12 protein-coding genes, 1 pseudogene and 1 riboswitch are annotated in these 18,008 nt (G+C 63.0%); of the genes and pseudogenes, 9 read left to right on the top strand and 4 right to left on the bottom strand.

The window, feature by feature from the left end; translation table 11 throughout:
- Positions 1-263 precede the first annotated feature (263 nt).
- Positions 264-2,177: a CASTOR/POLLUX-related putative ion channel gene (locus AC1DTQ_RS15280; RefSeq protein WP_477850665.1), complete on the bottom strand. Its 1,914-nt coding sequence runs from the start codon at positions 2,175-2,177 to the stop codon at positions 264-266.
- 225 nt (positions 2,178-2,402) lie between these two features.
- Positions 2,403-2,507, top strand: a riboswitch (TPP riboswitch).
- Between the two features lie 66 nt (positions 2,508-2,573).
- Here AC1DTQ_RS15280 and thiC point away from each other — a divergent pair.
- The 9 genes from thiC (at position 2,574) to AC1DTQ_RS15235 (ending at position 14,806) form a co-directional block, all read left to right on the top strand.
- Positions 2,574-4,451: a phosphomethylpyrimidine synthase ThiC gene (thiC, locus tag AC1DTQ_RS15275; protein WP_477850663.1), complete on the top strand. Its 1,878-nt coding sequence runs from the start codon at positions 2,574-2,576 to the stop codon at positions 4,449-4,451.
- Positions 4,452-4,570: 119 nt separating this feature from the next.
- Positions 4,571-5,167 carry a DUF4136 domain-containing protein gene (locus tag AC1DTQ_RS15270; RefSeq protein ID WP_477850662.1) on the top strand — a complete coding sequence of 199 codons (597 nt, stop codon included), beginning with the start codon at positions 4,571-4,573 and terminating at the stop codon, positions 5,165-5,167.
- On the top strand, positions 5,164-5,328 hold the full coding sequence (locus AC1DTQ_RS15265; protein ID WP_477850660.1) for a hypothetical protein: 165 nt from the start codon (positions 5,164-5,166) through the stop codon (positions 5,326-5,328). The genes AC1DTQ_RS15270 and AC1DTQ_RS15265 overlap by 4 nt, the downstream gene beginning before the upstream one ends.
- Positions 5,329-5,376: 48 nt before the next feature.
- Positions 5,377-6,075, top strand: coding sequence for an ion channel (locus AC1DTQ_RS15260; RefSeq protein WP_477850659.1), 699 nt, complete (start codon positions 5,377-5,379; stop codon positions 6,073-6,075).
- Between the two features lie 465 nt (positions 6,076-6,540).
- On the top strand, positions 6,541-8,808 hold the full coding sequence (locus tag AC1DTQ_RS15255; protein WP_477850658.1) for a winged helix-turn-helix domain-containing protein: 2,268 nt from the start codon (positions 6,541-6,543) through the stop codon (positions 8,806-8,808).
- Between the two features lie 145 nt (positions 8,809-8,953).
- Positions 8,954-9,883 (top strand): helix-turn-helix domain-containing protein, encoded by a 930-nt coding sequence (locus AC1DTQ_RS15250; protein WP_477850656.1) that lies wholly within the window; start codon positions 8,954-8,956, stop codon positions 9,881-9,883.
- Positions 9,884-9,928: 45 nt separating this feature from the next.
- Positions 9,929-12,703, top strand: a complete 2,775-nt coding sequence (locus AC1DTQ_RS15245) for a TonB-dependent receptor (RefSeq protein WP_477850655.1) — start codon at positions 9,929-9,931, stop codon at positions 12,701-12,703.
- Between the two features lie 178 nt (positions 12,704-12,881).
- Positions 12,882-13,880, top strand: a complete 999-nt coding sequence (locus tag AC1DTQ_RS15240; protein WP_477850654.1) for an aspartyl/asparaginyl beta-hydroxylase domain-containing protein — start codon at positions 12,882-12,884, stop codon at positions 13,878-13,880.
- Positions 13,877-14,806 (top strand): sulfotransferase family protein, encoded by a 930-nt coding sequence (locus AC1DTQ_RS15235; protein WP_477850652.1) that lies wholly within the window; start codon positions 13,877-13,879, stop codon positions 14,804-14,806. The genes AC1DTQ_RS15240 and AC1DTQ_RS15235 overlap by 4 nt, the downstream gene beginning before the upstream one ends.
- Here the strand turns inward: AC1DTQ_RS15235 and ppa are convergent.
- From ppa to AC1DTQ_RS15220, 3 genes and pseudogenes are all read right to left on the bottom strand, one after another.
- The gene (gene ppa, locus AC1DTQ_RS15230) at positions 14,773-15,321 is read right to left on the bottom strand and encodes an inorganic diphosphatase (RefSeq protein WP_310095488.1); all 549 of its coding nucleotides are present in this window, start codon (positions 15,319-15,321) and stop codon (positions 14,773-14,775) included. The genes AC1DTQ_RS15235 and ppa overlap by 34 nt on opposite strands.
- Before the next feature lie 219 nt (positions 15,322-15,540).
- On the bottom strand, positions 15,541-15,822 hold the full coding sequence (locus tag AC1DTQ_RS15225; RefSeq protein ID WP_477850856.1) for an OmpA family protein: 282 nt from the start codon (positions 15,820-15,822) through the stop codon (positions 15,541-15,543).
- Between the two features lie 105 nt (positions 15,823-15,927).
- A pseudogene (locus AC1DTQ_RS15220) lies at positions 15,928-17,991 on the bottom strand (sodium-translocating pyrophosphatase); the annotation flags it as partial.
- Positions 17,992-18,008: the final 17 nt, after the last annotated feature.

The raw sequence follows: 18,008 nt of genomic DNA, 5'->3' as shown, positions 1-18,008 counted from the left end.
TCGTGATTCAGGGGTGTGTGGCGCTGCAACATGGACGCAGGAAAACATGCCTGTCTGGGGCTGTCAAGCATCAGGCGACTGTTTCGCGTGCAACTGTTTTCCTGCGGCGCGGATCGCCCGGTTTTACGCGGCCGATGGCTGTCAGAAGGTTTCATCGGCAACGAAATTCCCGCCCGTAGAAGTGGGAATCGACGCCTCCTGGCCGACGCTTTGCTGCGAATGACAGGTCCTGCGGTGCAGGCGACCGCAAAGCACCTCGTTGGTCAGTCCTCGGCCAGCACGATGATCTTGTCGTGTTCGGAGAAACCGACCCGCTGCGATTTGGTCGGGTTCACGGTGACGCCGAAGCCGCGGCCGGGGTCGTCGCTATGCGCGACCAGGCGATAGCCGATGGCGGTTTCGCCGCGCCGCGCCGCAGCCTCGATCACGGTATAGAAATCCACGGGTCTGCCCGGCAGCACGTATTCGCTGGCAGGACGGATATAGATCTCCGAACCCTCGGCGCTGAACAGCTGGCGGAAGACGCGGTCCAGATGCTTGTTCTCCGAAAGCTGCGACAGCATCAGGCTGACCAGCGAATCGCTGACGATGAAATCGTCGGCGCGTGCGACTTGCGCCAGCGCGCGATTACGCAGGTCCATCATCTCGCTGACGATGTTGAGCGGCTTTCCACCGGCTTCGGCGATGTTGCGCAGATGCAGCAGGCTGATCAGGGTCTGGGCGTCGGCTTCCTGGATCGGCAGCTGGTTGTAGCTCATGACGATGATGTGGTGGTACTGAGCAACCTGCACGGCATCCAGCGTGGCGCGGCTGGCGATGTCGCCTTCTATCACCTGCAGGCGCTGGCGCTGCAGGTCCGCCGCCAGCGCCTGCCAGTCCGGTTCGCCGACATCGGAGCGGCGCACGACGGTGACTTCGGAGCCGGGCGCGACGTAGTTGTCCAGCTCGCGTATCACCGCGGCGGTCTTGTCGTTCCAACCCAGGATCAGAGTGCGTTCCGGGGAGGCTTCCGCTTTCTCCTTATCGGTGATCGCGCTCGCATCCGGTTTGGGCGGGGGCGACGACGACTGGATCAGGGTGTCGTCATCTTCGCTGATGGCGATGATCTGGTCGTTGCGGGCCAGGATGGTATTCATCGGCGGATTGATCAGCACCTTGCCGTGGGTGCGCATCACGCCAATCACGGCCGAATCCTCGTAGCTCGACAGCGCTTCGCGGTAGGTCCTGCCGCCCAGGCCGGCCGCTTCGGTGAAATAGATCTCGGCGCCATCGAAATCCAGCAGTTCCGTGTACACCACGCTAAGACCGGATTGGCGGCAGGTCTGCGCCGTCACGCGCGCGATCAGGTCGGAGCCCTGGACGAAGACCGCTTCGTCGCCGCCCACCAGATGGGCGGCTTCCAGGTTATGCGGTTCGCGGATTTCGGCGACGATGTGGTAGCTGCTTTCGCGCCGATGCGGATTGTTGGTGATGGCCAGAACCGACTTGATCACGTGGATGTCGGGATTGTCGGTCGCCGGCGCCAGCACGATGATGGAGCGTGCCGCATGCGGATCGACGACGGCCAGGTCGTCCATGTCCAGTGGATCGCCGCTGCGGCAGATGACGCGGGTGTTCTTGGTGCTGGGGAACTTGGCCCGGATGTCGTCCTCCATCTCCACCTTGTCGCGATCGGCCAGGATCACGATGCGCGGGTTCTTCTGGTTCTCGTTGGCGATAATCAATTCGCCGATGATCGAGAACACTTTGCTGGACCAGCCCAGGATCAGCGTGTGGTTGGATTCGACGACGCGCGAGCGGCCCTTGCGCAATTCGCCCAGCCGAGATTCCAGGCCAGAGGTGATGGTGCCGATCAGCATACTGACGATGAAGATGCCGCCCAGCGTCACCAGCAACATCATGATGCGCAACGTCCAACCCTCGTCGCCGGACATCGTGCCCGGATCCAGCGTGCGCATCAGGCTTTGCCAGCCGCCTTCGACCAAGCCCAGCCGGCTGCCGGGATCGCCCGGGTCCGCGCCCACGCCCAACATCGCCAGAACGACGGCGGCCAACAGCACGATGCTTAGGGAAATCAATGCCAGCCAACCGATGATGGCGATGGTTCCCTTGGACAGTGTGTTCTCGAAGCGGTAACGCAGGCGGTCGCGCCAAGTGATGCGGGTGGGTGCGGACATAGCGGAAGTCGGATCGCCCGAGAGAGGAAGTAGGGTCGATTGTCGCCGCAGGGCAAGGGCGTTGCCTAGGCGTAGGGCGGGCTCCAGCCCGCCGCACGGATCGACGTGACGCACGTCCGATTCGCAGAGCTGCGTCGGGAGGTTTGCATGCGCTCATGTGGTCGGAAACCGTCGCCAGCGGGTTCGACGCAGCGGGGCAGGGCTCGCTGGTTTGTGGTCTAATTCGCCTTGAAGCGGGGGTATCGTCGGCCTGATGGGGCGGCGGTTGAGACAGACCCTTCGAACCTGATCCGGTTAAGACCGGCGTAGGGAAGCTTCGCAGGACGCCCATGATCTCCGAGATCGCCTACCGTCCATGCGCCGCCGCTTCGTCCCGCATTCCTTTGGACGAACGCCATGAACGCAGTGCCTTCCTCGCTGTTGCAGCAGACCGATCAGCTTTCCGAATCCGTGACCCGGCCCATCCCCGGTTCGCGCAAGATCTTCGTGCAGGGTTCGCGTCCGGACCTCCAAGTCGCGATGCGCGAGATCGTGCAATCGCAGACGCCGACCCTGTTCGGCGGCGAAGAGAATCCGCCGATCACCGTGTACGACCCTTCCGGTCCCTACACCGACCCGGACGCGCGCATCGATCTATCGACCGGCCTGCCGGCCTTGCGTGCGAAATGGATCGAAGAGCGCGGCGACACCGAACGGCTGCCTCAGCTGAGTTCCGAATTCGGCCGCGGCCGCGAAACCAATGCGCGCCTGGATGCCGTGCGTTTCCCCAGCCGCACGCTGCCGCGCGTGGCCAAGGCGGGCGCTAACGTCAGCCAGATGCACTATGCGCGCAAGGGCATCATCACTCCGGAGATGGAATACGTCGCCATCCGCGAGAACCAGCGCCTGGACGCGGTGCGCGATGCGCTGCTGTTGAAACAGCACGCGGGCGAAGCGTTCGGCGCCAGCATCCAGAAGTTCATCACCCCGGAATTCGTGCGCGACGAGATCGCCCGCGGCCGCGCCATCCTGCCCAACAACATCAACCATCCCGAAAGCGAGCCGATGATCATCGGCCGCAACTTCCTGACCAAGATCAACGCGAACATAGGCAACAGCGCGGTGTCCTCGGGCATCGCCGAGGAAGTGGAAAAGCTGGTGTGGTCGATCCGCTGGGGCGGCGATACGGTCATGGACTTGTCCACCGGCAAGCACATCCACGAAACCCGCGAGTGGATCATCCGCAATTCGCCGGTGCCGATCGGTACCGTGCCGATCTACCAAGCGCTGGAGAAAGTCGACGGCCGCGCCGAAGAACTGACCTGGGAAATCTTCCGCGACACCCTGATCGAACAGGCAGAACAGGGCGTGGACTATTTCACCATCCACGCCGGCGTGCTGCTGCGCTACGTGCCGCTGACCGCCAAGCGCGTCACCGGCATCGTTTCGCGCGGCGGTTCGATCCTGGCCAAATGGTGCCTGGCCCACCACAAGGAGAATTTCCTCTACACGCATTTCGAGGACATCTGCGAAATCATGAAGGCCTACGACGTGGCTTTCTCGCTGGGCGACGGCCTGCGTCCGGGCTGCATCGCCGACGCCAACGACGCGGCGCAGTTCGGCGAACTGGAAACGCTGGGCGAGCTGACCAAGATCGCCTGGAAGCACGACGTGCAGACCATGATCGAAGGCCCCGGCCATGTGCCGATGCAGATGATCAAAGAGAACATGGACAAACAGCTGGCCGAATGCGGTGAGGCGCCGTTCTACACCCTGGGGCCGCTGACCACCGATATCGCGCCGGGCTACGACCACATCACTTCGGCGATCGGCGCGGCGATGATCGGCTGGTTCGGCACCGCGATGCTCTGCTACGTGACGCCGAAGGAGCATCTGGGCCTGCCCAATCGCCAGGACGTGCGCGACGGCATCATGGCCTACAAGATCGCCGCGCATGCCGCGGATCTGGCCAAGGGCCATCCCGGCGCGCAGGTGCGCGACAACGCATTGAGCAAGGCGCGTTTCGAATTCCGCTGGGAGGACCAGTTCCACCTGGGCCTGGATCCGGAGAAAGCCAAGGAATTCCACGACGAGACCCTGCCCAAGGACGCGCACAAGTTGGCCCACTTCTGCTCGATGTGCGGCCCGCATTTCTGTTCGATGAAGATCACCCAGGACGTGCGCGATTACGCGGCCGAGCATGGGGTCGAGGAAACGGCGGCGCTGGAGGAGGGCATGGCGGAGAAGTCGGCGGAATTCCGCGCGCAAGGCGCACAGGTCTACCACCAGGGCTGAACGCAGGGCTGAACAGAGTGGGGAAGGTCGCGACCCTTCCCCGGTCTCCGGCGTACCTTCACCAAGGACGAATGAACCGGTGATAGGTTCTGTCCACCACGAAGTCCAGGAGACCGGTCATGCAGCTTTCTAGACGTTTCAGCGGTTGGGTGTTGGGGGTCTGCGTGTTGCTGCTGGCCGGGTGCGCGACCGGGCCGGAGATCACGAGTGAAGCCGACCCGGAAGCCGACTTCGGCAGCTACCGGACCTTCGGTTTCTATGCGCCGCTGGCGCTGGAAAAGGAAGGCTACGCCACGCCGACCACCGACCGGATCAAGGCGGCGACCAGGGCCCAGCTCGAATCGCGCGGTTATGTCTATACGCCGGAACAGCCCGATCTGTGGGTGAACCTCAACGCGTACATGCAGAAACGCACCGACGTCACTTCGTTCCCGACCGTCGACTACAACTACTACTACAGCTATCGCGCGCGCAGCTATTTCGCGGTGCCGTTCTGGCACGACGAGACCCACGTGCGTCAGTACACCGAAGGCACGCTCAATGTCGATCTTGTCGATCGGCGCAAGAACCGGCTGGTCTGGGAAGGCATCGCCGTGGGTAGGATCGCCAAACTCAAGCCCGAGGAGCGCGCCGCACGGATCGATTCGACCGTGTCGGATATCTTCGCCCGCTACCCGTATCGCGCCGGCAGCGCCGCGCCGGCGGTGCGGCCATGAGCGGAGGCAGCACGGTCGCCAAGGCCGGCATCGGCTTCGGCACGGCGCTTGCGATCACCATTTCATGGAGCGCGAACAAGTCGCTGTTGTGGGCAGTGATTCACGGGTTGCTGTCGTGGATTTACGTGGTGTATTACGCGCTGGTCTACCACCTCAAATGACGCCTCAAATGACACTTCGGATGGCGCGCTTCGCGTGAAGCGCCACGCATGACCTTGCCGTCGGCCTGGCTGCGCTGGCTGGTCACAGCGCGCAGACATCCCTCCGCCTTCTTGCTGTTGGTGCAGCTCGGCGGCTTGCTGTTGTACCCAGCGATGGAGAACACCCAGGCCGGTCGCGCCTTGTTTGGCGCCTTCGGCATCCTGGTGCTGGCCCTGGCGTTGTGGGTGGTCAATCGCAGCGCGTCCATCAACTGGATCGCCTGGTGTATCGCCGTTCCGGCAGTGGTGATGTCGCTGCTTTCGGTATGGGCGCAGATGCCAGGGCTGCTGGTCTATGCGCACCTGCTGGAGGGCGCGCTGTATTTCTACACGGCCGCAAGCCTCACCGCCTACATGCTGCAGGACCATCGGGTCACTCGCGACGAACTGTACGCGGCTGGCGCCACCTTCACCCTGCTGGCCTGGGCATTCGCTTTCGCTTATTCGGTGTGCCAGCAGTGGTATCCGGGCAGCTTCATCGCCGCGATCAATCCGCAGAACCCGCGCACCTGGATGGAACTGTTGTTCCTGAGCTTCAGCGTGCTGTCCAGCGTCGGCCTGAGCGACATTGTCCCGGTGCGGCCCGAGGCGCGCGCGCTGGTGATGTTCGAATCCTTCGCAGGTGTGATGTACATCGCACTGGTGGTGTCGCGATTGATAGGGTTGACCACGCTGCGTACGGTCTCCGGCAAGTCCGGGCCGGATTGATCGCAGCGGGTCCCCGTTCCACATCGTGAAACCTCTCTTCGCATCGATTCGGTAAGCTCACGCTTTGCGTTTCTTGTCGTCTGCCTTCATGTCCGGGCAGGGATAGGTGAACTAAAACGGATCGTTTGCGGGTCTCGGAGGGGCCTTGCCGCGCATGTTTAGTACGAATGACACATGACGGGGAACGCTGAAGAGGCGATGCTCGGACCTTGGCCGCGTCGCAAGAATTTTCGCAACCCAAAAAAATTGCGCCCGGAGGCGCAACTGGGGTGAGCGTCACGTAGGCCGAGAGAGAGGGTGACCTAATGGCTCGGGAGCTAGTTCTAGTGGCCACACTCTATGCCGACAGGTCGCTACGACGTTATTCCGCTTGCCAACACGTGTTTTGCCGATCTTGCCCGGCGATTTGACTGAACAGGTTGCTTCTTCACACTTGCAAGGGATCCAGGAACTCCGCTAAACGCTATGCTCAATCCCCGCTCCCAGCCGATTTACCAGGAATCCGACCGCTTGCGCGTCGGCGAATTCGTGGTCGACGTGCCGCGCCGGGAAGTGGTGGCGGCCAATGGACACGAACCGAGCCGGCTCACGATCAAATCCCTGCATGTGCTGCTGGCGCTGGCCGGCCAGCACGACAAGGTGGTGAGCCGTGAGGCGCTGCTTGAATGGGTGTGGCCCGACACTCTGCCCACCGACGATGTGCTGACCCAGGCCATCGGTCAGTTGCGCAAAGCGTTCGGCGATGACCGGGAGTCGCCGCGTTATCTCGAGACCATTTCCAAGGGCGGCTATCGCCTGATCGCCCCGATCGAATGGCTTGATAACGGCGCGCTGCAGGTGGTGGAGGCGGCCCCGGCGAAAAATGAAGAAGTGACGGTGCCCGCAGCTCCTGCGTTGCCATTGCCGTCGCCAATGCGCAAACGCAACGGACTCATCGCAGTTGCGGTGCTGGCAACACTCGCGGCGATAGCGGCAATTTGGTATTTCCCGTCCCGCGAGCGGCAGGCGCCAATAGTTGCCGTACCCGCTACGGTTGGCGAGGGGCAGTCGGCGCTGGCGTTCGTGACCATCACTTCCAGGCCGGGCCGCGAGGCCAATGCCAATCTCTCGCCCGATGGCGCGCTGGTGGCCTATGAACAGATCGACGCGAAGGGTTACAGCACGATCATGCTGCAGACGACCGTACACGTGCCGGCGCGTCCGCTGACCACCACGCCGTCGGGGTATAGCGACACGTTGCCGGTATGGTCGCCCGATGGCCGCACGCTCGCCTTCGCACGCTACGATCCGAGCAGCCGCTGCCAGATCATGCTCATCGCCGCCAGCGGCGGCAACGAACGCAAGATCGCCGATTGCTTCGCGGGCAGCGCTGCAAGTTACGACTGGACCCCCGACGGCAATGGCCTGCTGATGGGGCTGGAAACCAAGTTGCCAGGCGAGCGCAGTAGTCCGCTGCGCTTGCTGGACATCGCGAGCGGACAGTGGAAGGCGTTGGATTATTCGATTTCCGAAGGCGACATCGACATCGATCCGCGTTACTCGCCGGATGGACGATGGATCGTGTTCCGCCGCTCTATCTCGCTGTCGGACCTGTGGAAGATGCCGGCCAAGGGCGGCACGCCGCAGCGCCTGACACACGTAAAGAGCGACATCCGTGGTTGGGATTGGCTGCCGGACAGCAGCGGTCTGGTCTTCAGCTACATTGGCAACGATATCGGCATGTTCCGCTACGACATGGCCAGCGGGGCAGTCACTCACCTGAAGACAGATGGCTTCGCGGTCTTCCCGGACGTGGCCCGCAATTCCCCAACGATGGCGTTCACCGTCGATCAATCCACTTCAGGCATCTTCCGCCTGACGTTGCCTTCGACTTCCGATGGAAAAGTAGGCAAGGAACGCGTGTTTCCGTCCAGCCGCTCCGACATGCTGCCAGCGATCTCGCCCGACGGCCGCACACTGGCTTTCATTTCCGACCGCGGTTCGCGCCTGGAACTGTGGCTGGGCGAACTGGACAAACCCGATAGCGCGCGGCTGGTGCAAGGCATCATGCCGATTCCACGCCATGTTCCGGTCTGGTCCGAGGATGGCAGCCGGATGCTGGTGGTCGCCAAGCGGGACGACCAGCAAACGCTTTACGAAGTCGAAGCGGAAAGTGGGCGCATCCATCTGTTGCCCGTGCCGGCGCCCAGCCCTATCTATGCGGCCTACACGCCGGATCCGAATTTGTTGCTGGTGGGGTCGGACAGCGGCGAGGGCCGCTTGCGCGTGGTCCTGTACGACCGGTCCAAGACGCCCTGGCGCGAGATATCGAGCCTGCAGGACGTGGCGCTGGTGCGTTTCGATGCTCCCAAGAACCGCATCTACTTCACCCGCGTGACCAAGCCGGGTATTTGGAGCGCAAGCCCGATGCTGGACGATCTGCAAGTGCTGGACGCGAATCGGCCCCGCATGGCCAAGGAATACAAGCGCTGGGCGATCGGGCCGGATGGCGTGTACTACATGGACTGGAGCGAACGCTGCGCCACCGGCTGGATCAAGATGGGTGCGCCCGAGCAGCAGCCGGCGTACTGCCTCGACCGTCAGGTCGAAGCCTGGCCTTTGCCGCCCACCATGGATCGCACGGGTAAGCATATTTACCTCACTCTGGACGTCTCCAACAACGCCGACATCGGTCTGGCCGACATTTCGTCCATGACTTCCGGCACAGCGATAGCGAAACGGGCGGAGGATTGATCGCACGGCCGTGTTCGTCCAAACCATTGAAGCAAAAGGAAGTTGCGGAGATTTAGAAAGATATCGGAAAAATTTCGTGGCGATTTCCTGAGATTCGGAGCCGGTTGCATCAAACCAATGGCCAATCCCCCAACAGGAAACGGCCATGAAGATGCAAACCGCATGGATAGACCGCAATCAGCTGCTAGACGCCGGCGTCGATTTCACTTCAGCTGAACTGGTCAGCGTGTTGGCCGCCAGCCGCACCGGCAGTATCGCGGTGCAGGCGCCGCTGGTGTCGTTCTGGCTGGTGGTGCGCGGCAGTGCCGACCTTGAGGCGCGCGAGGGCCGTTTCCACCTGCGTGCGGGCGAATGGGTCGTGCTGGAACCGGACTCGCGCCCCGCCGTGTATGCCAGCCGGTCCAGCTTGGTGCTGGGCTTGGCCATGCCCCAGGCAATGCGCCAGCGGATCCGGCAGTTCACTCACCTGGACCTGCATACCGGCCGCGGCCAATTGGACCACGGCGAGATCCGCCAATGCCTGCGGCTCTGGCGGCAGACGGGGCTGTTCGGGAAGAGCGGTCGACCAATGGCTAGCGATGAAGTGAATCCACTGGTGCCGCTGCTTCGTCATATCTGCAACGTGCAATACGACTTCAGACGCATGATCGACCATTGTCCTGGGCGCTCGATGCGGCGCAAGAGCCAGGTATTCGACCGAATGCAGCGCGCGCGATTGTTCCTGGAAGGCAACGTGGATCGAAACGTGCGGCTGGCCGAGCTGGCCGAACTCAGCAATGTTTCCACTTGGTACTTCACCAAGATTTTCCATGCGCTCTATGGCGAGGGACCGCAGGCCATGGCCGCGCGTTTGCGCCTGGGCCGCGCTGCGCGCCTGCTGGCCGAGACCATGCTGTCGGTCAGCGAGATCGGAGCGGTCTGCGGGTTCGAGAACAACTGCAGCTTCTCGCGGGCCTTCCGCGAGCGTTATGGCACGCCGCCCTCGCTCTATCGGCTGGAGGCACGGAGCGTAACGACAGACTCCGCACAGTTACGCGGCAGCGAACGCAAAGCAGTCCTCGCGTTCGGTACGTAACGTCGTCGGGCGTTAACACACTCGTAACGAACCCGGAGATACAAAATGATTTACAGCAAGCTACGGCGCGCGGCGCTGCCGGCGGGCATCGCCCTCATCCTGGCTGCTCCCTTCGCGGCGCAAGCCCAGGAAGCGGCACCCGCAGAAGATGCGACCACCCTAGACAAGATTGTGGTGACGGGCTCGAACATCCCCCGTACCAGCACCGAAACGGCATCGCCTGTGCAGGTGATCACCCGTCAGGAAATCGATCGCACCGGCAAAAACACGGTTGCCGAATACCTGCAAACCATAACCGCCGATGGCGCCGGTTCCATTCCCAAGAGCTTCGGCAATGGCTTCGCCGGCGGCGGCGCGGGTGTCTCGCTCCGCGGCCTGGGCGCAGGTTCCACGCTGGTGCTGTTGAACGGCCGGCGCCTGGCGCCCTTCGGTCTGGCCGATGACGGCCAGAAGGTCTTCACCGATCTGAGCACCATCCCGTTGGAGGCTGTCGAGCGCATCGACGTGCTCAAGGACGGCGCGTCGGCCATCTATGGTTCGGATGCGATCGCTGGCGTGGTCAACGTCATCCTGCGCAAGGATTTCACTGGCGTGGTGGTGAAGGGCTCTTACGGCACTTCCGGAGACAGCGACGGCAACCAGCGCAAAGGATCGATCACCGCCGGTTTCGGCGACCTGGCCGAGGACGATTTCAATTTCTTCTTCAGCGTCGAGGCTTCCAAGACCGATGCCATCGGCGTTAGCGACCGCCGCAACCGCAAGTGGATCGGCACCGGCGACACGCGTCCCTGGGGATATGCCGTGGGCACCAACCTGCCCGGGAGAATCACCGGCGGCGGCACCGGCGCGGGCGGCGGACCGACCGGTGCGGCCCAAAATCCCGGCACCGGCCTGTTCGAATCGCTTCCCGGCTGCGCAGCGCTTTCCAGTGTGACCCCGCAAGATCCGGCGGGCGGCTGCCTGTGGGACGTGGGCCAATTCCGCGATCTGTCGCCGCAGGAGGAGTACATCAATTTCTTCTCGCGCGGCACCTTCGCTTTCAACGACAGCGCCGAGCTGTACACCGAATTCAGTTACTCGAAGAAGAAGACCGAATTCCACAACACGCCATCGGGCGTTTCCGGCGCATGGGGCTACCCCGGCGGACCGGTCAACGCCAACGATCCCGGACCCGGCGCCACCATGCTCGGCGCCGGCCATCCCGACAATCCGTTCGGCGAAGCCGTCAGGCTGCGGTATACGGCCTTCGATGTGGGCCCGCGTACGGTCAACAACGAGAGCGATCTGGTGCGCTTCCTGGTCGGTGTCAAAGGAACCGCAGGCGCCTGGGATTACGATGTCGGCTTGTTGCATTCGGAAACCAGCCTGACCAATAGCCGCAAAGGGTTCCTGCAGTACAGCCATGTGCTGACCGCATTGAGCGATCCGAACAGCCCGGTCGGCTACTGGCGCATTGGCGACGACTCCGGCCTGAACAGCCAAGCCCTGTACGACTACATCTCGCCGACCATCATGGCCAAGGGCGAAACCAAGCTGGATATCTTCGACGCCAAGGCTTCGCGCTCGCTGATGGATATGGCCGGTGGCGCGATGGGCCTGGCGGTGGGTCTGGAATGGCGCAAGCAATCGGTATCTCTGACGCCGCAGACCTTCACCGATCTCGGCGACATCATCGGCTTGGGGTATTCGGCTTATGCGGGTACCGAGGAAGTCGGCAGCGCCTACGCCGAATTGGTGGCCCCGGTACTCGAGTCGCTGGAACTCAACGCCGCGGTGCGTGTGGACAGCTACAAGGGTGGCGAAACTTCTACCACGCCGAAATTCGGCGTCAAGTGGAGTCCGGCGGACTGGATCGCGTTGCGCGGTACCTACGCCGAGGGCTTCCGTGCGCCTAATCCGGCAGAAAACGGAACCGGTGGCCTGGCGGCTTTCAGTACCGCAAACGATCCTGTCCGTTGCGCGGCGCCTGGCCACGAACCGCAGGATTGCGATGCCGGCCCGATCGCGCTCATCACTTCGCCCAACCCGGACCTCAAGCCGGAGAAGTCCAAGAGCTACACCGTCGGCCTGGTGCTGGATCCCACGCCCAGCACTTCACTCACGCTCGATGCTTTCCGGATCAAGCGCACCGACGAGATCTTCGGCGGCAGCTCGGATGCGGCTATCGCCGCAGGCGGCGCCAACGTGATCCGCGGCACCAACGACATTCCGGGCACGCCCAACAGCGGCACGATCCTGGCGGTGCTGGTCGGTTACGAGAACGCCAGCTCCACCACGGTCGAGGGCTTCGATTTCGACGTGCGCCAGCGCTTCGACATGGACAACGCCGGAAAACTGTCGCTTGACCTGCAATGGACCCGCATCAATTCCTTCGAGCGTGAAGACGTGGATGGCACCCGGCACGAATTCGCCGGCACCCACGGCAACTGCGATGTCACCAATTGCATCGGTACACCGAAGAACCGGGTCAATTTCGGTGCGACCTGGGACATCGGCAGCTTCAGCGTGAGCAGCGTGGTGAACTGGCGCGACAGCATCAAGAACGTCTCGGAAGAGGCCGATACCGACTGCGCCAACCACTTCGCCGATGGAACCGATGCGCCGAACGGCTGCGAGCTGAAGTCGTTCTACACGATCGACCTGTCGGCTCGCTGGAGGCCCACCGACGCTTGGGAAATCTTCGGCTCCGTCGCCAACGTGACCGATCGGATCGCGCCCTTGGATCCCTTGACCTACGGCGCCATCAACTACAATCCGCTGGATTTCAGCGGCGCCATCGGCCGCTACTACACCGTAGGTGCGAAGTACTCGTTCAACTGAAGCCAGCCGTAGCAAGAAGCGTACAACCGAATCCCCGGCTTGGCCGGGGATTCGTCTTTCCGGGGCAGAATCGACGATTCCAGGCTTTTCCATCCATTCGCGACGGTCGGACGTATGGTCTAAAATCCGCGGAATACGGTATGGCGACCGCCTGCCACCCACTTTTGCGGTGAGCCCTATGAAACTTCATTCGCCCTTCGTGCAGCTGCCGATCAGCTTCGATGCGCAGCGGCTGGCCGACGAGATAGCGGCCCTGGGCGATGCGCCATGGCGACCTCACCCGCAGAACTTTCCCGGCAATTCCATGCTTCCGCTGGTAGCCGTGAACGGAGAGGCGGGCAACGAAAGCTTCAGCGGACCGATGCTGCCCACGCCCGAACTGGCGCGGTGCCCGTACTTGCAACAGGCGCTGGCTTCGTTCGGGGTGACGGTAGGGCGGACCCGCCTGATGCGCCTGTCCGGCGGCGCCGAAGTGAAGCTACATGTCGACCAGGGTTACTACTGGACCGAACGCGTGAGAATCCACGTGCCTGTCGTGACCCAGCCCACGGTGAGCTTCGAGTGCGGCGGTTCGGTGATCAACATGGCCGCAGGCGAATGCTGGATATTCGACACCTGGCGACTGCATCGGGTTCTCAACGCCGATGACCGTTCCCGGATCCACTTGGTGTGCGACACCACCGGCGGCGAACAGTTCTGGAAGATGGTCGACGCAGGCAGGACCATCGGCGGCGGCGCCGAACCGGTCGCCTGGCAACCGCGACGGATCGAATTCGATGCCGCTGCCAAGCCTTCCATCCGTTTCGAGTCGCACAACGTACCTTCGGTCATGTCGCCGTGGGAACTCAAACATCATCTCGATTTTCTGCTGGGCGAAATGGTTCCCTCGCCTTCGGTCGAACCGCTGCGCAATTACGCAGAAAGCCTTTACCGGTCATGGCGGGCAGTGTGGGCCGACCATGGCGATTCTAGAAACGCCGAACCCGAATACCGGGGATTGCTCGCCAACTTTCTCGCCAAGGCCAAGCCGCACGTGGCCGATGCAAGGCTTCGCAACGACTCGCCCCTGCTTCCCGCACTTACGATGATGGTCGCCCGTGCCGCGTTGATCGACAATCACGTCCCGGCACGCGTCGCCTCGCCTCTGCTCAGGGCCACTGCGGGCAATCTTCAGTGACGGAAGCGACTGCTCCGCTGATACATTCGGATCGGCGGGATCCTGTCTTCGACCGTCCGGTCTTCATTCTGTCGCCGCCGAGGTCCGGCTCCACCTTGTTGTTCGAATTGCTGACGCAAGCTCCTGATGTCTACACAATCGGTGGCGAAAGCCACCAGATGATCGAGCAGGTACGCGGACTGAGTCCGCGAGACCGAGGTTTCGATTCCAACGTGCTCGAAGCCTCGGATGCGTCGCCAGAACGCGTGCAGGAGTTGCGCAGCCACTTCAAAGCCGCGCTGCGCGATCGCGACGGGCGTCCGCCGCAAACGATGCCGGTACGCATGTTGGAGAAGACGCCTAAAAACGCTCTACGCGTAGGTTTCCTCAACGAGGTATTTCCAGAAGGGCGTTTCGTCTTCCTCTATCGCGATGCGCGTGAAACGATCGGAAGCATGATCGATGCGTGGCAATCGGGACGTTTCCGCACCTATCCGGGATTGCCTGGCTGGCAGCAGATGCCGTGGTCGCTGGTGCTGGTGCCGGGCTGGCGCGAGCTGGCGTCCGGCCCCCTGCACCGAATAGTGGCGGCGCAGTGGCAGACCACGATGGAATGCCTGTTGGATGCAATCGAGGCAATAGCGCCAGACCGCTGGTGCGCGATGGACTACGCCGCTCTTCTTGCCCAGCCGCAGAAGCAGATGCAGGAGCTCAGCGCGGCCCTGAATCTTCCCTGGGACAGGCAGCTGGGCGAAACCCTGCCCTTTTCGCGCTACACCCTGACGCGTCCGGCGCCGGACAAATGGCGGAAACATGCAGCCCTCATCGAGCCGATGCTGCCGGGATTGATGCCGACGATGGAACGCGCGCGCGCAGTGCTGGCCAAAGGCCTGGCTCAGCGCCAGGCTCTAATTCAGAACTTGGGCTTTTCCGCGCTAGCCTCATAGCGGGTCATCGACTCGCGCAGGATCTGCTTGGCTTCTTCCGCGCCGCCCCAGCCGTCCAGCTTGACCCACTTGCCCTTCTCCAAGTCCTTGTAGTGCTCGAAGAAGTGGCCGATGCGCTCCAGCCAGTGCGGCGAAACCTGGCCGATGTCTTCGATATGGGCGTAGCCGTTGAACACCTTGGTGGCGGGCACGGCCAGGATCTTCTCGTCGCTGCCGGCTTCGTCGGTCATGCGCAGCACGCCGACCGGACGGCAGCGGATCACCGATCCGGGGATCAGCGACAGCGGCAGCACCACCAGCACGTCGGCCGGATCACCGTCGCCGCACAGGGTATGGGGCACATAGCCGTAGTTGCAGGGGTAGCGCATGGGCGTGGAGAGGATGCGGTCGACGAAGATCGCGCCGCTTTCCTTGTCCACTTCGTACTTCACCGGCTCCGAATCCTTCGGGATCTCGATAACGACGTTGATTTCGTCGGGCGGGTTCTTGCCGGTGGAAACGTGGTCCAGGCCCATGCCTTGCTCCAACTTGCGAATACGGGGGCGGGCATTCTAACCGCTTGCGTGTTGCGCCGCAGCAGGGAGACCGCTGCCTTGCCGGTGCGAGGGAGAGCAGGCCCGGAGGGTAGACGAGTGCAACTGGTGGAAATGCCTCCTTCCCCGCTTCGCAAGGGAGGAGGCAAGAAAAAGGCGGCCGAAGCCGCCTTTTTCAATCCATGACTTGAACCCAAGCCCCTATTCCACCAGCACCTCGACTCGCCGCGCCTCCTCAGCCGGACCAGCCCCGGTGGTCAGCACCGGCTTGTCCAGCACGATCCGCTCGGCGGCAATGCCGTTGGCGACCAGCAGGTCCTGCACCGTCTGGGCACGTTCCTTGGCAATCTCTGCGTTGGTCGCCGCACTGCCGCTGGCGTCGTGATAGCCGGAGATGCGCGCTTTGCTAGCCGGGTCGGCCTGCAGCGTGGCCAGTACCTTGGCCAGCGCAGCATCGGCACCGGTGGGCGAGGTCGCACCCACGTCGAAATACAGCTTGGCCAAATGCGCATCGTCCGCTGCGGCGCTAATCGCCGACGGCGCATGGCCAGCCGCCGCATCGCCGCTGCCCAGCCAGCCATTGATGGGCAACACCGGCACCAGCAGCAGGGCCACGATGTTGATGATCTTGATCAGCGGGTTGATGGCCGGGCCAGCGGTGTCCTTGTACGGATCGCCTACGGTGTCGCCGGTGACCGCGGCCTTGTGCGCCTCTGAACCCTTGCCGCCATGATGGCCATCCTCGATGTACTTCTTGGCGTTGTCCCAGGCGCCGCCACCGGTGGTCATCGAAATGGCCACGAACAATCCGGTGACGATGGTGCCGATCAGCAAGCCACCCAAAGCTTGCGGGCCCAGCAGCAGACCCACCACCACCGGTACCGCGACCGGCAGCAACGACGGCACCACCATCTCCTTGATTGCCGACTTGGTCAGCAGGTCCACGGCCTTGCTGTAGTCGGGCTTGCCGGTGCCTTCCATGATTCCCGGAATCTCGCGGAACTGGCGGCGCACTTCTTCCACCACCGAACCGGCCGCACGGCCCACCGCTTCCATCGCCATCGCGCCGAACAGATAAGGAATCAGTCCGCCGATCAGCAGACCGATGATCACCATGTGGTTGGACAGGTCGAAGGTGAAGACGCTGCCCGGATGCGCGGTCTGCAGGTTGTGGGTGTAGTCGGCGAACAGGACCAACGCCGCCAGTGCAGCCGAACCGATCGCATAGCCTTTGGTCACCGCCTTGGTGGTATTGCCCACGGCATCCAGCGGATCGGTGATGTTGCGGATTTCCGGCGGCAGCTCGGCCATCTCGGCGATGCCGCCAGCGTTGTCGGTGATCGGGCCGTACGCATCCAGCGCCACGATCATGCCAGCCATCGAAAGCATCGCGGTGGCGGCGATGGCGATGCCGAACAGCCCGCCGAGCGCGTACGCGCCCCATATCGCCGCGCAGATCACGATTACCGGCAGCGCGGTGGACTTCATCGAAATGCCGAGGCCCGCGATGATATTGGTGCCATGGCCGGTGGTCGAAGCCGCCGCGATGTGCTTCACGGGCTTGAATTGCGTGCCGGTGTAGTACTCGGTGATCCACACGATCAGCCCGGTCAGCACCAGGCCGATCAGCGAGCAGTGAAACAGCGCCTGCTTGGAGATCGCAACGCCCTCGCTACCAGTCAATCCTTGCGGCAGCAGGTTGTCGGTCACGAACCAGAACGCGACGGCCGACAGCACCGCCGAGACGATCACGCCCTTGTACAAGGCGCCCATGATCGAGCCGCCTTCTTTTACTTTGACGAAGAAGGTCGCAATGATCGAAGCGAGGATGGATACGCCGCCCAACACCAGCGGATAGAGCACCGCATTGGGATTGTCGGCGAAGGTCAGGCCGGCCAGCAGCATGGTGGCGATGACCGTGACCGCATAGGTTTCGAACAGGTCGGCGGCCATGCCGGCGCAATCGCCCACGTTGTCGCCCACGTTGTCGGCGATCACCGCCGGATTGCGCGGATCGTCCTCGGGAATGCCGGCTTCCACCTTGCCCACCAGGTCAGCGCCGACATCGGCGCCCTTGGTGAAGATGCCGCCGCCGAGACGGGCGAAGATCGAGATCAACGAGGAACCGAAAGCCAGGCCGACCAGCGCATGCAGCGCCGCTTCGCCGGTGATGCCCATGTATTTGACCAGCACTACGTAGTAGCCGGCCACGCCCAGCAGGCCCAGGCCAACCACCAGCATGCCGGTGATGGCGCCGCCGCGGAAGGCGACGTCCATGGCCGCGCCGATGCCCTTGCGCGCGGCCTCGGCGGTGCGCACGTTGGCGCGCACCGAGACGTTCATGCCGATGTAGCCGGCGGCACCCGACAGCACTGCACCGATCAGGAAACCGATCGCCGCAGGCCAGCTCAGGAAGAATCCGATCAGCACGAACAGCACCACGCCGGCGATGGCGATGGTGGTGTATTGCCGGTTGAGATAAGCGCTGGCGCCTTCCTGGATCGCCGCGGCGATCTCCTGCATGCGCGCGTTGCCAGCAGGTTGTTTCAGGATCCAGCGTGCGGAAATGATGCCGTAGAGAATCGCAATCGCGGCGCAGACCAGCGCCAACGTCAAACCCCAAGCTTCCAGAAAACCATTTTGTTCCAGCATGACCCCTCCCAAGGTTG

This window comes from Pseudoxanthomonas sp. P4_B2, from assembly GCF_056402315.1.
Note: the sequence above shows the minus strand (reverse complement) of the source record. Positions and strands in the feature narration are given on the sequence as shown.

Coding starts and splice junctions, on each gene's coding strand:
- AC1DTQ_RS15240 (WP_477850654.1), top strand. CDS start 12,882: ATGAAACTTCATTCGCCCTTCGTGCAGCTGCCGATCAGCTTCGATGCG.
- AC1DTQ_RS15260 (WP_477850659.1), top strand. CDS start 5,377: ATGACCTTGCCGTCGGCCTGGCTGCGCTGGCTGGTCACAGCGCGCAGA.
- AC1DTQ_RS15280 (WP_477850665.1), bottom strand. CDS start 2,177: ATGTCCGCACCCACCCGCATCACTTGGCGCGACCGCCTGCGTTACCGC.
- ppa (WP_310095488.1), bottom strand. CDS start 15,321: ATGGGCCTGGACCACGTTTCCACCGGCAAGAACCCGCCCGACGAAATC.
- thiC (WP_477850663.1), top strand. CDS start 2,574: ATGAACGCAGTGCCTTCCTCGCTGTTGCAGCAGACCGATCAGCTTTCC.
- AC1DTQ_RS15270 (WP_477850662.1), top strand. CDS start 4,571: ATGCAGCTTTCTAGACGTTTCAGCGGTTGGGTGTTGGGGGTCTGCGTG.
- AC1DTQ_RS15250 (WP_477850656.1), top strand. CDS start 8,954: ATGAAGATGCAAACCGCATGGATAGACCGCAATCAGCTGCTAGACGCC.
- AC1DTQ_RS15265 (WP_477850660.1), top strand. CDS start 5,164: ATGAGCGGAGGCAGCACGGTCGCCAAGGCCGGCATCGGCTTCGGCACG.
- AC1DTQ_RS15255 (WP_477850658.1), top strand. CDS start 6,541: ATGCTCAATCCCCGCTCCCAGCCGATTTACCAGGAATCCGACCGCTTG.
- AC1DTQ_RS15245 (WP_477850655.1), top strand. CDS start 9,929: ATGATTTACAGCAAGCTACGGCGCGCGGCGCTGCCGGCGGGCATCGCC.